The 18,933-nt window shown below is 64.9% G+C and carries 11 protein-coding genes; 8 read left to right on the forward strand and 3 right to left on the reverse strand.

The window, feature by feature from the left end:
* The first annotated feature begins 726 nt into the window (after positions 1–726).
* The 8 genes from AC3A6M_RS00580 (at position 727) to AC3A6M_RS00615 (ending at position 14,602) form a co-directional block, all read left to right on the forward strand.
* Complete coding sequence (locus tag AC3A6M_RS00580) at positions 727–3,858, forward strand: Rne/Rng family ribonuclease (RefSeq protein ID WP_487850816.1); 3,132 nt, start codon at positions 727–729, stop codon at positions 3,856–3,858.
* Between the two features lie 120 nt (positions 3,859–3,978).
* A complete protein-coding gene (gene chrA / locus AC3A6M_RS00585) occupies positions 3,979–5,292 on the forward strand; it encodes a chromate efflux transporter (RefSeq protein ID WP_487850817.1) in 1,314 nt (437 codons plus the stop codon).
* A complete protein-coding gene (gene moaA / locus AC3A6M_RS00590; protein ID WP_487850818.1) occupies positions 5,285–6,394 on the forward strand; it encodes a GTP 3',8-cyclase MoaA in 1,110 nt (369 codons plus the stop codon). The genes chrA and moaA overlap by 8 nt, the downstream gene beginning before the upstream one ends.
* A 5-nt stretch (positions 6,395–6,399) precedes the next feature.
* Entirely contained in the window at positions 6,400–8,268 is a 1,869-nt protein-coding gene (moeA, locus tag AC3A6M_RS00595; protein ID WP_487850819.1) for a molybdopterin molybdotransferase MoeA, read from the forward strand.
* A 132-nt stretch (positions 8,269–8,400) separates the two neighbouring features.
* Positions 8,401–11,151: a type VI secretion system Vgr family protein gene (locus tag AC3A6M_RS00600; protein WP_487850820.1), complete on the forward strand. Its 2,751-nt coding sequence runs from the start codon at positions 8,401–8,403 to the stop codon at positions 11,149–11,151.
* 17 nt (positions 11,152–11,168) lie between these two features.
* On the forward strand, positions 11,169–12,914 hold the full coding sequence (locus AC3A6M_RS00605) for an esterase/lipase family protein (protein WP_487850821.1): 1,746 nt from the start codon (positions 11,169–11,171) through the stop codon (positions 12,912–12,914).
* 17 nt (positions 12,915–12,931) lie between these two features.
* Positions 12,932–14,332, forward strand: a complete 1,401-nt coding sequence (locus AC3A6M_RS00610) for a T6SS immunity protein Tli4 family protein (protein WP_487850822.1) — start codon at positions 12,932–12,934, stop codon at positions 14,330–14,332.
* Between the two features lie 3 nt (positions 14,333–14,335).
* Positions 14,336–14,602: a PAAR domain-containing protein gene (locus AC3A6M_RS00615; protein ID WP_487850823.1), complete on the forward strand. Its 267-nt coding sequence runs from the start codon at positions 14,336–14,338 to the stop codon at positions 14,600–14,602.
* Between the two features lie 3 nt (positions 14,603–14,605).
* Here AC3A6M_RS00615 and AC3A6M_RS00620 read toward each other — a convergent pair whose 3' ends face one another.
* Genes AC3A6M_RS00620 through AC3A6M_RS00630 form a run of 3 tightly spaced genes read right to left on the reverse strand, consistent with a single transcriptional unit; the run spans position 14,606 to position 18,933 of the window.
* Positions 14,606–15,943 carry a DNA recombination protein RmuC gene (locus AC3A6M_RS00620; protein ID WP_487850824.1) on the reverse strand — a complete coding sequence of 446 codons (1,338 nt, stop codon included), beginning with the start codon at positions 15,941–15,943 and terminating at the stop codon, positions 14,606–14,608.
* An 18-nt stretch (positions 15,944–15,961) separates the two neighbouring features.
* On the reverse strand, positions 15,962–16,387 hold the full coding sequence (locus AC3A6M_RS00625; RefSeq protein ID WP_487850825.1) for a group II truncated hemoglobin: 426 nt from the start codon (positions 16,385–16,387) through the stop codon (positions 15,962–15,964).
* A gap of 14 nt (positions 16,388–16,401) precedes the next feature.
* Entirely contained in the window at positions 16,402–18,933 is a 2,532-nt protein-coding gene (locus tag AC3A6M_RS00630) for an ABC transporter permease (protein WP_487850826.1), read from the reverse strand.

Raw genomic sequence — 18,933 nt, forward strand, 5'->3', positions numbered from 1 at the left:
AAGAATTAAAACGATATTTTACACAGGGGCGTCTTCATCGGCCCCGCAAAAATGCGAATTCGATGAAGAAAAGAAGGAATCTTACAAAACCGTAGCGAGCGGAAGCAGTGTCGGTCGAGAAGCGCAGCTGTACGACGGTACGGCGAGCATCGCAGGCCGGCAATGCGACGCGCAGCAGGTTTGGTGAGATGACAAAACGTGTACGCACAGTCTTGCGCGGATATCAGGGTTGCACCGCAGTTGTAATCGGGTAGCGCACAGGACTGCAGGATTGGATTGTTTGGAATCGTAAGGATAAGTACCGGCAAGCCGGCTTCAGGCTTGGCTCGCCGGGTGATGGCGTCGATAACGCTTGTCGTTTTCGCCCGACCCGATGTAAGGAACCTGGAAATCGTGCCGATCGCAGGTTGTCCATGGTTCCGGCAGGCTTTGTCGCGAGAACTTGCAGGCCAAGGCTGATAGATCGCCTGGTCCAGGATCCCGATACGGCCGCCCTGGTTTGGCTGTGGTCGCTTTTTGCACCCGCCCGAAGGCCCCTGCGCCGCCCTGACCGGGCCGCGCTGGCCAAACAAGGTTGCGGCGTGCGCGCGACAATGACGTTCGATGCCATTTGCGCCCTGTGGCCGGCAATGCCGTGCCACGCCCCGGGCATACCACCGCCAACACTCCCCTCCCCGCGTACATCCCTGTATCTACTACGGCCTCAGGGTCGCGGAGTTAATAAAAATGAAACGTATGTTGTTTAACGCTACGCAGCAAGAGGAGCTGCGCGTAGCGATTGTCGACGGCCAAAAACTGATCGACATCGATATCGAAACCGCTGGTCGCGAACAGCGCAAATCGAATATCTACAAAGGTGTCATCACCCGCATCGAACCCTCCCTCGAAGCTTGCTTCGTCAGCTACGGCGAAGACCGCCATGGTTTCCTCCCCTTCAAAGAAGTCGCCCGTTCCTATTTCCGCGATGGCGTCGACGTCCGCAATTGCACCATCAAGGAAGCGCTGCGCGAAGGCCAGGAAATCATGGTCCAGGTCGAGAAAGAGGAACGCGGCAACAAGGGCGCGGCGCTGACCTCCTTCATTTCGCTGGCTGGCCGCTACCTGGTCCTGATGCCGAATAATCCGCGTGGCGGCGGCGTCTCGCGCCGGGTCGAAGGCGAAGAACGCCAGGAACTGCGCGAGACCATGGACAAGCTGGACCTGCCGCAAGGCATGTCGGTGATTGCCCGTACCGCCGGTATCGGCCGCACGGTCGAAGAGCTCCAGTGGGACCTGAATTACCTGATGCAACTCTGGCGCGCGATCGAAGGCGCCGGCAAGTCGGCCCCCGGCCCCTTCCTGATCTACCAGGAATCCTCCCTCGTCATCCGCGCCATCCGCGATTATTTCCAGCCTGACATCGGCGAAGTCCTGATCGACACCGACGAGATCTTCGACCAGGCCCAGCAGTTCATGAGCCACGTGATGCCCGACATGGCGCACCGCGTGAAACGCTACACCGACGACGTTCCCCTGTTCTCGCGCTTCCAGATCGAACACCAGATCGAGACCGCGTATTCGCGTACCGTCCCGCTGCCGTCGGGCGGCGCGATCGTGATCGACCACACCGAAGCCCTGGTCTCCATCGACGTCAACTCGGCCCGCGCCACCCGCGGTTCGGACATCGAGACCACCGCCTTCAACACCAACTGCGAAGCGGCCGACGAAGTGGCCCGCCAGCTGCGCCTGCGCGACCTGGGCGGCCTGATCGTGATCGACTTCATCGACATGGAAGTCGCCAAGAACCAGCGCGAAGTCGAGCAGCGCCTGAAGGATGCCCTGCACCATGACCGTGCACGCGTCCAGATGGGCAAGATTTCGCGGTTCGGCTTAATGGAGCTTTCGCGCCAGCGCCTGCGTCCGTCGCTGTCGGAAGGCTCGCACGTGACCTGCCCGCGCTGCTCGGGCACCGGCCACATCCGCGATACCGAATCGTCCGCCCTGCAGGTGCTGCGCATCATCCAGGAAGAGGCGATGAAGGAAAACTCGGCCGCGATCCACGTCCAGGTTCCGGTCGACGTCGCCGCGTTCCTGTTGAACGAAAAGCGCGGCGAAGTGCTGAAGATCGAGAACCGCCACCGCATCACGGTCATCCTGATCCCGAACAAGCACCTCGAGACCCCGCACTACAAACTCGAGCGCATCAAGCACGACGATCCGCGCCTGGAAGACGCCGCCTCCAGCTACACGCTGGCCGAGTCGGCCGAAACCGACATGGCCTACGCCAAGCGCCAGAAGGAAGAAGCCAAGCCGCGCCAGGAAGCCGTGGTCAAGACCATCACCCCGGCCCAGCCGGCGCCGATGGTCGACCGCCGCGAACCGGTCAAGGCCGAGGCTGCTCCGGCCGCCGCGCCTGCCGCTGCTGCCGCTCCGGCTCCTGCGCCGGCGGAAGAAGGTTTCTTCGCCAAGCTGCGCAATTTCTTCTTCGGCCGTCCGGTCGCCGTGACCCCGGCACCCGCTCCGGCGGCAGCGCCCGTCAAGCCGGCTGAACCGGCACCGGCAGCTGCCGAACGCGGCGAGCGTGCCGGTCGCGGCCAGCAGCGCAATGGCCGTGGCGGACGCAACGGCACTGGCGCCGGCAAGGGCCGCGAGCGCGAGGACCGCGAACAGGTCGCGAAAGGCGCATCGCTGGACGACACCGCCAAGCCGGCGGATGCCGAGGGCAAACCGGCACGCCCGCCGCGCAAGCCGCGTGAACAGCGCGAGCCGCGCGAAGGCCGCGAGACCCGCGAGACGGTCGAGGCGCAAGGCCAGCCGGCCGCGCGCGCCGAACGTGGCGAGCGCCCGGACCGTGCCGAGCGTGCGGAACGCCAGCCGCGCCAGCCGCGTGAGCGTACTGAGCGTACCGAGCGTACCCAGGTCGTGGAAGCGAAGTCCGATGAACTGAACGTGGTCCAGGCCACCGCCGCGACCAGCGTGACGATCGCGACGGCCGGCCCGAATGGCGAACAGGAAATCATCCAGGAACAAGTCGTGAAGACGGTCACCGCGATCGGCCCGAACGGCGAGGAAGCCGAGACCGAAGGTGGCGACGAGCCGCGCCGCCGTCGCCGTCGTGGCGGCCGCAACCGTAACCGCCGCGACCGTGACCAGGCCGAGATGGCCGAGAACGAAGGCGCAGAAGAAGGCGCACCGGCCTTCGCGCCGGTCGCCGACGAGGAAGCCGCCAAGTTCCAGGCCGAGTCGAAGGTTGCGAAATCGAAAGGCGCCAAGCCGGCCAAAGCTGCCGCCCCGGGTCCGTGGCCCTTCCCGACCGCTGCTTCGGTGAAAGCCGCTGCCGACAGGGCTGCAGCTGAGCAAGCTGCCGCCGAGCAAGCCGCCGCCCAGGCGCGTGCCGAGCAGGCCGCCGCCTCCGCGCTGCAAGCCGCCGCTGCCCAAGCCGCTGCCGAGACCGCGAAGGCGTCGAGCCAGGGTGCATGGCCCTTCCCGACCGCGCAATCGGTCGCCGAAGCGGCTGCCCGCAGCGCTGCCGCCCAGGCGCCGGCTGCTCCGGCTGCTCCAGCCGCACCGGCGCCGGCCCCGGCTCCGGTCGAAGCCGCTGTTCCTGCGCCGCAGCCGGTCGTGATGCCGGCGCCGGTCGCGCCGGTTCCGTCGGCGCCGGTCCAGACGTCCGCCCCGGCTCCGGCTGCCGCCCAGGCCGATCTGGGTGAAGTGCTGGCCCAGGCCGGCCTGCAACTGGCCTCGACCGATCCGGAAAAGCTGCGCGCCGCCCAGGAAGCGGCCGCTCAGGCCCAGCAGCCGGTCCGTCTCGGCCGCACCCGCAAGCTTGCCCCGCCGCCGGTCCAGGAACCGCTGATCCAGGTCGATACGCGCCAGTAAGCAGAGCGTGAGCCGCGTTTGCGCGGCCCATTGAAGAAGGGAAGCATTCGTGCTTCCCTTTTTTTCAGCCTGAAGCCAGCTAATGTAAGATAAGCAATTCCCACGTCCACCCTTATTGAAGTGCCGCCCACCCTCACCTTCCGCACCGCCCTGCGCTACTGGCTGAAACTCGGCTTCATCAGCTTCGGCGGCCCCGCCGGGCAGATCGCCATGATGCACGCCGAGCTGGTCGAGCGCCGGCGCTGGATCTCGGAGCGGCGCTTCCTCCACGCGCTCAACTACTGCATGCTGCTGCCCGGCCCGGAAGCGACCCAGCTCGCCGTCTACATCGGCTGGCTGCTGCATCGCACGGCCGGCGGAATCGCCGCCGGCGTCCTGTTCGTGCTGCCGTCGCTGTTAATCCTGATCGGACTGTCCTGGGTCTACATGGCCTGGGGCCACCTGCCCGCCATCGCCGGCATCATGAACGGCATCAAGCCGGCCGTGGTCGCGATCGTGCTGGGCGCGGCCTGGCGCATCGGCAGCCGCACGATCCGGAACTGGCTGCTGGCCGCGATCGCCGCCTGCGCCTTCGTCGCGATCGCCGTGCTCGAACTGCCCTTCCCTCTGATCGTGCTGGCCGCTGCGCTGGCCGGGCTGGCGGGCGGAAGGCAGCGCCCCGCCCTGTTCGACCTCGGCGGCACGCACGCGGCCGCGCACACTTCCTACGGCCCGGCGCTGATCGACGACGACACACCGACGCCGCCGCACGCGCGCTTTTCCTGGGCCGGGCTGGCGCGCGTGACACTGATCGGCTGCGGCCTCGGCCTGGCGGCCTGGCTGCTGCTGGCCGCGCTGTACGGCCCGTCCGGTGCGCTGGCCCGGATGGGCTGGTTCTTCACCAAGTGCGCGATGTTGACCTTCGGCGGCGCCTACGCGGTCCTGCCGTATGTCGTGCAGGGCGCGGTCGAGCACTACGGCTGGCTCAGCGCCAGCCAGATGATCGACGGCCTGGCGCTGGGCGAGACCACGCCCGGGCCGCTGATCATGATCGTCGCTTTCGTGGGCTTCGTCGGCGGCTGGACCCATGCCCTGTTCGGGCCGGAGACGCCGTTCGCCGCCGGCGCGGCGGGAGCGACGGTAGCGACCTTCTTCACCTTCCTGCCGTCCTTCGTGTTCATCCTGGCCGGCGGGCCGCTGGTCGAGTCCACGCGCGGCAACGTGCGCATGACGGCGCCGCTCACGGCGATCTCGGCGGCGGTGGTCGGCGTGATCGCCAGCCTGGCCGTGTTCTTCGGCGGGCACGTGTTCCTGGCCGGCGGACGGCCGCAGTGGCCGGCGATCGTGATCGGAGTGGGCGCCGGCATCGCCGTGCTGCGCTACAAGGCCGGGACCATCCCCCTCATCCTCGCCTGTGCGGTGGCGGGCCTCGTGCTATCGTATTGGCATGTCTGAAAAAATCATCCTGCTGGGCGATGCCCGGTCGCCGGCGATGCCGATTCCCGAGGCGCTGGTCGAGCCGTCCGGACTGCTGGCGGACGCGCTCGGCCGCCCGCTGCACGACCTGCGTATCTCGGTCACCGACCGCTGCAACTTCCGCTGCGTCTACTGCATGCCGAAGGAAGTCTTCGACAAGAACTACGCCTACCTGCCCCATTCCTCGCTGCTGAGTTTCGAGGAGATCACGCGGGTGGCGCGGCTGTTCGTCGCCCACGGCGTCGAAAAGATCCGCCTGACCGGCGGCGAACCGCTGCTGCGCAAGGACCTCGAGCGCCTTGTCGCGCAACTGCGCGCACTGCGCACGCCGTCCGGCCGCCCGCTCGACCTCACGCTCACCACCAACGGCTCGCTGCTGGCGCGCAAGGCAAGGAGCCTGAAGGACGCCGGCCTGGACCGCGTGACGGTCTCGCTCGACGCCATCGACGACGCCGTGTTCAAGCGCATGAACGACGTCGACTTCAAGGTGGCGGACGTCCTGGACGGCATCGACGCCGCGCACGCCGTCGGCCTGGGTCCGGTGAAGGTCAACATGGTGGTCAAGGGCGGCATGAACGACGCCCAGATCCTGCCGATGGCGCGCCACTTCAAGGGCACGCCGACGATCCTGCGCTTCATCGAATACATGGACGTGGGCGCCTCGAACGGCTGGAACATGGACGAAGTCATTCCGTCCAGCGAAGTGGTGCGCCGCATCTCGGCCGAGATGCCGCTCGAACCCATCGGCGCCAACTACGCGGGCGAGACCGCGGCGCGCTGGCGCTATGTGGACGGCGCCGGCGAAGTCGGCGTGATCTCGAGCGTGACCCAGGCCTTCTGCCGCGATTGCTCGCGCATCCGCCTGTCGACCGAGGGCAAGCTCTACACCTGCCTGTTCGCGACCCGCGGCCACGACCTGCGCGCCCTGCTGCGCGATGGCCGCAGCGATCCCGAGATCCTTTCCGCCATCGCCCAGCTGTGGAGCCGGCGCGCGGACCGCTATTCCGAGACCCGCACCATCCATACCGAAGGCCTGTCGCGCGGCGCAAAGAAAATCGAAATGTCCTACATTGGTGGATAAATAAAATGAACACAGCATCGATCAGCGGCCTGGTCCTGGCCGGTGGACGCGGCACGCGCATGGGCAGCGTCGACAAGGGCCTGCAGCCCTTCGGCGGCTCGACCATGGTGGCGCACGTCCTGGCCCGCCTGCAGCCGCAAGTGGCCAGCATCGCCATCAACGCCAACCAGAACCTGGATGCCTACGCCGCCTTTGGCGTGCCGGTGTGGCCGGACGACACGCCGGGCTTCGCCGGTCCGCTGGCCGGACTGGAAGCGGGCCTGCGCCGCTGCGCCACGCACTACCTGCTCACCGCGCCCTGCGATTCGCCCTTCCTGCCCCTAGATCTGGCCGAGCGCCTTCTGGCGGGCCTGGAGGAAGCGGGCGCCGACCTCGCGCAGGCCGTCACCGAAGAGAACGGCCTGCGCCAGCCGCATCCGGTGTTCTGCCTGGTGAAGGCCGACAAGGCCGAAGTGCTGTCGACATACCTGGCCGCCGGCGGTCGCCGCATGGATGGCTGGTACCCGCAGATCAAGGTGGCCGAGGTGCTGTTCGAGGATGCCAGCGCCTTCCGCAACATCAATACCCTGGACGAATTGCGCGGGCTCGACCCTTCGCGTCCGCCGCGCCTGGCCGACGTGGTCAGCTGCCTCTCGGCGTATGATCCCGACGCCCTGCCCGTGCGCGACGCCCAGAAGATCATCCGCGACTTCGTGGCCCCGGTGCGCGCGACCGAGCAGGTGGCGCTGCGCGCCGCGCTGGGCCGCGTGCTGGCGCTCGATGTCGTCTCGCCGATCAACGTGCCGGCCCACGACAACTCGGCGATGGACGGCTATGCGCTGCGCGGCGATGACCTGTCCGCCGACACCCCGCTGCGCCTGCGCGTGATCGATACCGTGTATGCCGGCCGCAGCTCCGGCGCGGTGCCGGGCCCCGGCGAATGCGTGCGCATCATGACCGGCGGCGTGATGCCGGCCGGCTGCGACAGCGTGGTGCCGCAGGAATTCGTCACCGAAGCCGAGGGCATGGTCGTCATCGCCCCCGGCACCATCCGCGCTGGCGACAACCGCCGCTTTGCCGGCGAAGACCTGAAGGCCGGCAGCGCCGCGCTGCGCAAGGGGAAAGTGATACGCCCGGCCGACCTGGGCCTGCTGGCCTCGCTCGGCGTGGCCGAAGTGCCGGTGCAGCGGCGCCTGCGCGTCGCGTTCTTCTCGACCGGCGACGAGCTGCGTTCGATCGGCCAGCCGCTCGACGAAGGCTGCGTCTACGACAGCAACCGCTACACGATCTACGGCATGCTCCAGCGGCTGGGCTGCGACATCATCGACATGGGCGTGGTGCGCGACGACCCGCAGGCGCTGGAAGCGGCGCTGCGCGAAGCCTGCGAGAACGCCGACGCCATCATCACCTCGGGCGGCGTCTCGGTCGGCGCGGCCGACTACACCAAGCAGATCATGGCGAGACTGGGCGACGTGACCTTCTGGAAGATCGGCATGCGTCCGGGCCGCCCGCTGGCCTTCGGGCGCATCTCTTCCAATGGTCACAGCGCCTTCCTGTTCGGACTGCCGGGCAATCCGGTGGCGGTGATGGTCTCGTTCTACTTCTTCGCGCGCGAGGCGCTGCTGCGCATGATGGGGGCGGAAGCGCCTCTCGAACTGGTTCGCGCGCGCTCCGCGGCGCCGATCCGCAAGAAGCCGGGGCGTACCGAATACCAGCGCGGCGTGCTGTCGCGCGGGACGGATGGGCTGCCCGAAGTGAAGATTACCGGCTCGCAGGGCTCGGGCATCCTGCGTTCGATGTCGGAGGCGAACTGCATGGTGGTGCTGCACGATGAGCAGGGTGGCGTGCAGGCTGGGGAGATGGTGGATGTGCTGATGTTCGAGGGGCTGGTCTAGGCTTGATGCCGCACATCCTACCTATTTGATATGCCTGATTGGTATCAGGCAAAGACTTTATTGATATCAATGTGATGAAATTCCAGGTTCCTACCATTGAGCAGTTCTGCTCATATGACTTGGGAATCCTGAATGTACGTCAAGGATATCGTTGAAGGATTAGCCGGATTATCTGAAGCAAATCGCCCGATCCGTGCGCGACTGTCGAAAGGACAGCGCGTGCTCGAAGACGTTTTGCTGGTCAAGCGCGTCACCGGAAGCGAGGCCTTGTGTGGCGGACTGGAATACCGCCTCTTGTGCGTATCGACCCGCGCCGATTTGCCCCTGAAGGAATTCATCGCTTTGCCGGTCGAGCTGCAGTTCGTGACGGACGGCGGCAACTTGCGCTCCGTCTGCGGCGTCGTTGCGCAGGCAGCCGCTGGCCAGTGCGATGGCGGTTTGGCGACGTACGAACTGGTGCTGCGCGACGCGCTTGCGTTGATGGAGCAGCGCATCAATACCCGCGTCTTCCGCGACCTGAACGAACTGGAGATCACCCAGGTTATCCTGGATGAGTGGCGTCAGAATAATCCAGTGTTGGCCAATGCCTTCAGCGTGAACTGGTCGCATGTAACGCGCACCTATCCCGCGCGGGCATTCACGATGCAGCATAACGAGTCTGATGCCGACTTTCTGCGCCGTTTATGGAAACGGCGCGGTATCGCGTGGTTCATACAGCCCGGGCAAGCCAGCCGATCGCCAAGCCAGGACATACCGGGACATTCCCTTGTGCTGTTCGACGATGCTTTTACGCTGCCACGGAATGCAGCCGGCATTGTCCGATATCACCGGGATGACGGTACCGAACAAAGGGACACCGTTATCGCGTGGAGCCCTGTACGCAAGCTCAAACCGGGCAATCTCAACCGCCTGAGCTGGGATTACCTGCAAGGCCGGCCAACGACCACCAATAAGCCTTCTCGCATCGACCAGGGGACGACGGGCAATCGGTTCGCTGCCAGCCTCGACGACTACCTGATCGACATGCCGCATGCGGGTAACGACGGCGAAGATTTCCGGAATCTTGGCGAACTGCGCATGAAGCGCCACGAATACGAATCCAAATGTTTTTACGGAGAAGGGAGTGTGCGGGCGCTGTGTATCGGCGAATGGATCGGCTTGAGCGGCCATCCCGAAATCGACACGCATCCGGAAAAGGAACGGGAATTCATCATTACCTGCCTGGACGTCGATGCAGAAAACAACCTGCCGAAGACCGTCGACGATCGCGTACAGCGCCTGTTCGCTCTCAATCGATGGGATGACAGGCCATCGCGCGGCGCGCTGCGGCAAGCCAGCGAAGAGCGCGGCATGCGCTATACGAACCGCTTTGCTTGCGTGCGCCGCGGCATTCCCATCGTGCCCGCTTTCGACCCGCGCACCGATCTGCCGCATCCCCAGCTGCAAAGCGCAGTCGTCGTCGGGCCGCCAGGCACAGAAGTGCACTGCGACGAGCACGGCCGCGTCAAGGTGCGTTTTCCCGGCACGAGAGTGGAAGACCACAGCCATGCGCAAGGCGCTGGCGCCAGCGACAGCGACCGGGACTCCGCCTGGGTACGGGTTGCCAGCAACTGGGCCGGCAATCGTTGGGGAGCGATTACGCTGCCGCGTGTGGGCGATGAAGTCATCGTCGACTTCCTGGGCGGAGACCCGGACAAGCCGATCATCGTAGCGCAGGTCTATGGCGGCGGCGCCCCGCCGCCCTCCTTCAGCCATACCGGAACGCTGCCCGGCAACAGGTACCTGGCCGGCATCAAGAGCAAGGAAGTCCAAGGCACCCGCTGCAACCAGCTACGGTTGGACGACACGCCGGGACAGATCAATGCGCAGCTGTCCTCCGAGCATGGTCACAGCGAACTGAACCTGGGATGGCTCACCCATCCACGCAGCGACGGCAAAGGCGAGGCGCGCGGTGAAGGAGCAGAGCTGCGCAGTGACCTTGCGGTTGCGGTTCGCGGTGCGCAAGGCGTGCTCATCAGCGCAGCAGCACGCCAGAAAGCCAGCGGTCGACAACTGGACCGCTCCGAGCTGACGGGACTGGTCGAGGCGCTGCAGGGCGTGCAGCAGCAGCTTTCCGCGCTGTCGGCGACGCATCATGCCGATGACACCGACGACAAGGAGCTCAAGCAGCTGATCGGGTACCTGCAGCAGTGGGAAGCTGGCAGCAATACCGAAAAGAACGGTTCCGGTGACGGCGGCCAGCCCGTGGTCGCGCTATCGGCGCCTGCCGGCGTGGCAGTGACCAGCCAGGCCAATATGGCGATTGGCGCGCAAACGCATGTCGACATGGTCAGTATCGGGAATACCCAGCTGTCGGTCGGCCGGAAATTGCTGGCCCGTGTGTCGGAAAGCATCAGCCTGTTCGCGCACCGGCTCGGCATCAAGCTCGTCGCCGCCAGCGGCAAGCTCGAACTGCAGACCCATGCCGATGACATCGAAGTCACTTCTTCCAAGCGTATCGTGCTGACAGCCACCGACGAGATCGTGCTGCAGGCGCCCAGGATCCGCTTCGTGGCACAGGGTGCGCAGGTGGGTATTGGCGGCGGCGCCATCACCCAGCAGAGCAGTGGCGAGCACACCGTCAAATCATCGAAATTCGCGCATGTCGGGCCGGGTGGCGGCAGCCCGGGCGCTGCGCCTTCGATCGCCAGCGAGTCGGCGCATGACCAGCAAACGGTCCTGCGATGGATTGGGACCGACGAGCCGATGAAGAACCAGCGATATCGCATCACTACAGAGGATGGACGCATATTCGAGGGGCGGACCGATGCGGCTGGGTTGACCGAGCGATTTACCAGCGCGATTCCTTTCGGGCGCTACACCATCGAGGCACTGGACGACTGATCTCATAGGGGAACGCAATGACGACTGCCGAACACCCGCTACCCGCGCAACGGCATGACGGTGCCACCCGTAAGGCGGAAGGCTTTACGACACCGAAGCAGGACAAAAAACCGCAGTGCGCGCGAATGCTTCCAAAGCGGGTTTTGCCGGTTATTTTTTTGCCAGGGATTATGGGGTCGAACTTGCGGATGAGCGCGCAGCGACAGAAGGAGTTGCGCCAGAAGGACAATATCGCCTGGCGGCCGGATATCCTTGGCGCTACAAATATTCATAAAAACGCGAAAAGTCCGCCCGATGAACGTCAACTGCGCCTGGACCCGTTGCAAACCACCGTCGATATTTACGACCCCTCCGGACCGTCGGAGGTCAGCGCTGACGGACGACATGCCAACGTCGGACTCGCTAAGAGCTTCAACTCGCCATTGCTGGTGGACGATCCGCCGACGGCCAAAAACGGGCGAACGGCTGTACAAAAAGCGCGGGAGAGGGGGTGGGGCGAAGTCTTCTTCAAGAGCTATGGCGAGCTGCTGCAACATCTTGAATCGCGCCTCAACAGTACTTTCTCCGAGGGCAAGGTACGGCCCGAGTGGCGTGATGTGATCGGTGTCGATCCAAAGGCATGGAATCTCGATCCAAAGCTGCCGCTGCAGATACTGACCGAGGATGAACTTAAGAAAGTTGCTATGGGCTGCTGGTTTGCGGTCTATGCGTTTGGCTACAACTGGCTGCAATCGAACGGCGACAGCGCAAAAATCATCGCGAAGCGCATTAACAAGGTTATCGACGACCTGAACGGGACTGGATACGAGTGCACCCAGGTGATCGTCGTGACCCACTCCATGGGTGGATTGGTCGGGCGGGCGCTGGTTCATCCGGCTTATGGCAATCTGGGGGACAAGGTTCTGGGCATCGTCCACGGCGTGATGCCTGCTATCGGCGCCCCGGCAGCCTACAAGCGCATGCGGGCCGGATTCGAGGATCCAGGCATGATGAGCGCTCCGACGGAAAGTCTGGCTGCCAAGGTTGCCGGTAATTATGGCGACGAAGTCACCGCAGTGCTGGCGAACGCACCCGGTGGATTGCAACTACTGCCTAGCGAGACGTATGGCAATGGCTGGTTGCGGGTGCGGCACAACGCCCACGACCTGGATTCATGGCCGAAACAAGGAGATCCATACAATGAGATCTACAAGGTGCGGGACAAGTGGTATGCGTTGTTCCGGGAAGACTGGATCAACCCTTCCGGTTATACCCAAAAGAAAGGGGGTGGAACGTTCGAACGGACTTGCGCATATCTCGACAGAGCGCAGAGTTTTCATCAAACGATTGCGGGCACCTATCACCCCAACAGTTACGCGCATTATGGGGCCGACAAGAATCGGCAGAGCTTTGGCGAAGTCGTATGGGAAATCAGGAACTGCAATGATCCTACCGGCTGGCAGAACTGGTCCATTGTCAGCGATACCAGGCAAGGCAGACTGGAATTCACTTCTTGGGACCCCGATGGGGTAGACAATATCGCACCCCTGCCGTTCAATGATGCGGTGGCAGGCCCAGTACATGCAACGATACTCCCACCTTCGGCACCAGGCGATCAGACCGTGCCCGCCAAATCCGCCGACCATCAGCTCAACAGCGGCCTGTTCAAGGGCGTGTTCCGCCAGACGGGCTACGAACACCAGTCCAGCTACAAGGACCCTCGAGCCATCGCCTCGACCTTGTACAGCATCGTGCGCATCGCCCAGAAGGCAATCTGGAAATAATGCTGGAAGAGACACTCATGCAAATGACCGCCATTAAACGCCTGCTCCTTGCGCCGATCGCAGCTGTGCCCCTGCTGATCACCGCCTGCGACCACAACCCGAAAGAATGGAAGACACCGAACATGACCGCAATCACGCCCCGCCTGGAACCCTTATTCGAGAAAACCAAGACTGTTTGCTTCGGACGCTTCATGATCGATATACCGGCATCGGCCATCGTCGTCTGGGGTGAGGTCGATGTTCCGCTGGGTGTCAGCATCTACACTAACGGCGCCGACGAAGTGAAGACATTAGCGCAGAAGTTTATTGATGAGCTAAAAAGCGAAAAAGCTATATATCTGAACAACATCCCTTTGCTGATTTCAGTTGATGATCTGCGCCAGCCCGAGGGAAAAATCGTAACTGGTTTCGAAGGTTTTGAAGCGATGCGCGAGCTAAAAATCAACGGCTACTTCAGATTGAACAACGACGGTGTCGTCATAGATGCACGGCCGCTAAAAGAAGATAAGGATGGGACTATAGCAGACATAAAAAGTATGGCTCGCCGTCTACGGCAACGTGCCGAAAATGAAGTCCCTACCGAGCCCGGTAACTGCGTCGAGAATGCCTTCCTGCCAGATTCGCCGGATGACGAAAAGAACCATCCTGGCGAACTGATTAGCATCGGCTTCCGCCTGAAAGAATTTCCGGACACACATCTTTCGATCCAAACCCACCCATCAAATCCACACGACCCGGAAAGCACATCACTTAAGAGACAGTGGAAACGCATCAAAGAAGACCCGGCAACACCCGAAGAGAAACAGGCACTAGCCAAGATCAAATATTTCCGCGAAAGCACGCGCCAGATTCGTAACTGGGACACTGGCTACGAGGTCCTCGTGCGTAACCCCGATGAGGAAAACGTGCATTCTTATCATGACTTCGAGGTCAGATTCACAGGTGTTCCACACGATCCGCTTAAGCCCTATGTGGACATCCAACTCCAGACCGGCGTGGCCGACAACGCCGCCGGCGCCACCAAAGCCAGCCTGACCGACGAAGAAGCCATCGCAGTCTGGGACAGGATCACCAGCACCATCCGCGTGCGCCCGACAAGCAGCACGCCGGTCAAGTCCGCCGACGACGGCCCACGGATGCCCTTGGGAGAGCTTGCAGCAACCGGACGCACCTGCCCCCAGACCGGCTGGTGGGCGTCTAGCGAACTTGAAAATATCGAAGGCGGGCAGCGCCAGCACATCAAGGCCGGCGAACGGATGCCGCATGTGGTATCGCTCGGCGAACCAACACTGTGGCAAAAACTCAAGGGAGAACGGCCTTCTTATCGCACGGCGACCGTCTGGCAACTGGTCGGCTATGACGATCCGCCCGCGCAGACCGACCTGGCGGCGCGCACGCCAACAGACAGGAAAGGCTGAGCCATGCGCAACGTGATCCGTCTCGGCGACCCCACCTCACATGGCGGCAAGGTCGAAAGCGTCAGCGCCACCCACGTCACGGTAGGCGGCATCGCGGTGGCCCGTGTCGGCGATGTTTGCAGTTGTCCGATCAAGGGACATGACAAGTGCACGATTGCCGAAGGCGATCCTCACCACGTCATCGACGGCATTGCGGTCGCCTACGAAGGGCATAAAACGACATGCGGGGCCGCGCTGATTCCGACCATAGGGAATTTCGGCGGCGAATAGCGTTCACTCCTCGCCGTCAACCGCGCCAGCCCCCAGCATCAACTGCGCCGCCTCGCTCGGCAAAGCCTCCACCGACTTCAGCTTGCGCGCCATCTGCCGGCTGCGCACCTCGGCGTTCTCGATGTTCTTGGCGGCGCGCTCCAGCGTGGTCTTGGTGGCGGCCAGCACGTCGCCGAACTTGCCGAACTCGGTCTTCACCGCGCCCAGCACCTGCCACACTTCGGACGAGCGCTTTTCCAGCGCCAGCGTGCGGAAGCCCATCTGCAGGCTGTTGAGCAGCGCCGTCAGCGTCGACGGGCCGGCGATCGTCACGCGCAAGCTGCGCTGCAGGTCGTCGGCCAGGCCGGGGCGGCGCATCACTTCGGCGTACAGGCCTTCGGTGGGCAGGAACAGGATCGCGAAGTCGGTGGTCTGCGGCGGCGACACGTATTTTTCGCAGATGGTTTTCGCCTCGTTGCGCACGGCCCGCTCCAGCTCTGCGCCGAAGCGCAGGACGCCGTCGGCATCGGCGCTGTCCGCCGCTTCGACCAGGCGCTCGTACTGCTCCTTCGGAAACTTGGCGTCGATCGGCAGCCACAGCGGCGGGCCGCCGTCGACCACGCCCGGCAGCTTGATCGCGAACTCGACGCGCGCGTTCGAGCCACTGACCGTTTCGACGTTCTTGGCGTACTGGTCGACCGTCAGCACCTGCTCGAGCAGCATCTCGAGCTGCACTTCGCCCCAGGTGCCGCGCGTCTTCACGTTGGTCAGCACGCGCTTCAGGTCGCCCACGCCGATGGCCAGCTGCTGCATCTCGCCCAGGCCCTGGTGCACGCGTTCGAGACGGTCCGAGACCTGGCGGAAGGATTCGGTCAGGCGCGTTTCCAGGGTCGCGTGCAGCTTCTCGTCGACGGTCTGGCGCATCTCTTCGAGGCGGCGCGCATTGTCGGCCTGCAGGTCGCGGATCTTGGTTTCCAGCGTGCCGCGCACTTCCAGCATGCGCTGGGCGTTCGATTCGGTCAGCGTGGCGATCGCCGTGTTCATGCTGTCCGCGAACCGCTTGAGCACGCGCGCCTGTTCCTCGCGGCCGCCGGCGGCGTGCAACTGGATCTGCTGGCGCATCGCTTCCAGCTGCTGGGCGATGGCGGCCTGGTTCTGGGCCAGGTGGGCGGCCAGTTCCTGGCGCGTGGCCTGGGCGCTGGTTTGCAGTTCGTGGCGCAGCTCGCGCTCCAGTCGCTCGAAGGCGTGGGCTGAGCCATCGCTGTCTTTGCCGCTGCCGCGGCCACGTGAAAACAGGACGACCTGCAGGCCGAGCACGGCCAGCAGGCCGGCCGCGAGAACGATGAATTCGATGGTCGACATGGTGATCAGTGCGGGCCCTTAGTGTGGCCGATTCCGCATCCAGTCCGCGGTCTGGTAGAACGCGCCCATCAGGCGCAGGCGCAGGTCGTAGTCGTAGCCCAGGTCTTCCAGCGCCATCGCCATGCAGCGCAGCCACTGGTCACGTTCGGTGGTGCCGATCGCGAACGGCAGGTGACGTGCGCGCAGCATCGGGTGGCCGTAACGCTCGATAAAGAGGTTCGGCCCGCCCAGCCAGCCGGACAGGAACATGAACAGCTTCTCGCGCGAGCTGTCGTTGGGATTCGGGTGCATGGCGTGGATGCCGGCGAAATCCGGCTCCAGCTGCATGATGTCGTAGAAGCGGTCGACCAGTTCGCGCAGGCGGCTTTCGCCGCCGATCAGCTCATACGCGGTGCGCTCGTCGGCGGCGTCCTGGTCCTGTTGGGGATTCTGAGATTCTTGCATCCGCCCATTTTATCTCAGGCTTCCCGCAGCGTCTGCAGCGGTGGCTGCCGCAACACATTCCGCAGCCCCAGCCAGCCGCCGACGAGCGCGCAGGCCGCGCCGACCACCAATCCAGCCACCCACACCTGCGGCTCGACATGCCAGGGGAACTTGAACTGGTATTCCGCCAACGCCCAGCCCAGGCCCGCCGCGCCGCTCGCCGCCAGCAGGCCGGACAATCCTCCCACCAGCGCGAACTCGATGCGCTGCGCGGTCGCCAGCTGGGCGCGGGTGGCGCCCAGCGCGCGCAGCAGGCCGGCTTCGCGGGTGCGCTCGGCCGTCGATCCCATCAGGGCCGCGTACAGCACCAGCACGCCCGAGGCGAGGGTGAACAGGAACAGGAACTCGACCGCGGTCACGACCTGGTCCAGCACTTCCTGCAGCTGGCGGATGATGCCGCTGACGTCGATCACGGTCAGGTTAGGGAATTGGCGCGTGAGCGCGTTGGCCAGCCCGACGCCGCGCGCCGGCAGGTGGAAGGCCGTCATGTAGGTGGTGGGAGCGTCGCGCATCGCGGCGGGGTTGATGATGACGAAGAAGTTGGCGCGCATCGAGCCCCATTCCAGCTTGCGCAGGCTGGTGATCTTCGCGTCGACCAGCAGGCCGCCCATGTCGAAGCGCATCGTGTCGCCGAGTTTCAAACCCAGTGTTTGCGCGATCCCCTGCTCGACCGAGGCTTCGGCCACGCCGGGTCCATCGCGGTACCACTGGCCGGCCACGATGTCGTTCGCTTCCGGCAGCGCGTTCACGCTGGACAGGTTGAATTCGCGGTCCGACAGCGCCTTCGCGCGTTCGCTGGTGTAGGTGCTGGCCGTGATCGCGTTGCCGTTCACCGCCACCAGGCGGCCGCGGATCATCGGGTACAGAGTCAAATGGTCGACGCCGGCCGCGCGGATGCTCTTTTCCACGCCCTCCTTCTGGTCGGGCTGGATGTTGATAATGAAGCGGTTCGGCGCATCAACCGGGGTGGCCAGGCGCCAGGCGTCCATCAGGTCGCCGCGCACCACGGTCAGCACCAGCAGCGCCATCAGGCCCAGCGACAGCGAGACGATCTGCACCACGGTGGCGCCGGGCCGGCGCTGCAGCGAGGTGATGGCGAAGCGCCAGCCCTGGTTCCCGGAGACGCCGCGCAGGCTGCGCAAGCCCAGCAGGGCCAGCCAGCCGACCAGCGCGAACACGGCCAGGCCGCCGAGGAAGCCGCCGGCGGTCAGCAGCGCCAGCTTGAGGTCGCCGGCCTGCCACAGCAGCAGGCCGAGGAAGACCGCCGTGCCCAGGCCGTAGGTGGCGAGCGCCATCGGCTGCGGCGCCGCCTGTTCGCGGCGGATCACGCGGTTGTGCGGCACATTGCGTAGTTGCAAGACCGGCGGCAGCGCGAAGCCGACCAGCAGCAGCAAGCCGGTGGCGACGCCCTGCAGCGCCGGCAGCAGCGACACCGGCGGCAGCTCGGTGGGGATCAGCTTGCCGATCAGTTCGAGCAGCACGTAATGCGCACCGAAGCCGACCAGCACGCCCAGCACGCTCCCTAGCAGGCCGACCAGCGCGAACTCGATCAGGAACAGCAGCCCGACCTCGTTCTGGGTCATGCCGAGGCAGCGCAGCATCGCCACCGCATCCAGGTGGCGCTGCATGAAGCGGCGCGCCGCCATCGCCACCGCCACCGCCGCCAGCATCGCCGACAGCAGGCCGACCAGGGCCAGGAAGCGTTCCGCACGATCGAGGGTCGAGCGCATTTCGGGGCGGCCGTTTTCCAGCGTCTCGATGCGCACGCCTTTGACGTTATCCAGCGCGATCCGCTCGCGCACCCAGCGCTCGTAGCCGGCCACCGCCGCCTGGTCGTTCGGCGAACGCGCGGCCACCTGCATGCGGTAGGTGATGCGCGCATAGTTGTCGACCAGGCCGGTGGCCTTCAGGTCGGACAGCGCCAGCATCACGCGCGGCGCGAAGTTCGAGAACGAGGCGCCGCGGTCCGGTTCGGTGGCGATCAGGCGGGCGATCCGGAAGCTTTTCTCGCCCAGCTGGATGACGCTGCCCACCTTCACTTTCAGCGGCGGCAGCAGGTTGACGTCGACCCAGACCGTGCCCGGGGCCGGCGTCTCGCGGGTCGCGTCGCCCAGCGCTTCGCTGGCGTCATCGGGGCTGGTGGTGACCTTCAGCTGGCCGCGCAGCGGATAGCCGGGCGAGACCGCCTTCACCGACGCCAGCAGGGCCTGCGACGCATCGCCCTCGCCCGCCTGCGCCATGCTGGGAAAGGTGACGGTATCGGCCAGCAGCAGGCCGCGCCTGACAGCTTCGTCGCGCCAGTCCTGGCGCAGCGGCTGGTCGGCGTTGATCAGGAGGTCGGCACCGAGCAGCTGGTGGGCGTCGCGGTTGAGGCCCGCGCGCATGCGGTCGACGAAGAAGCCGACCGCGCTCAGGGCCGACACCGCGACCACCAGGGCCACCAGCAGGAAGCGCAGTTCGCCGGCGCGCCAGTCGCGCGCGGTCATCCTCAGAGATTGGATCAGCAT

The sequence above is a fragment of the Telluria sp. Soil_C_11 genome (genome assembly GCF_057657395.1).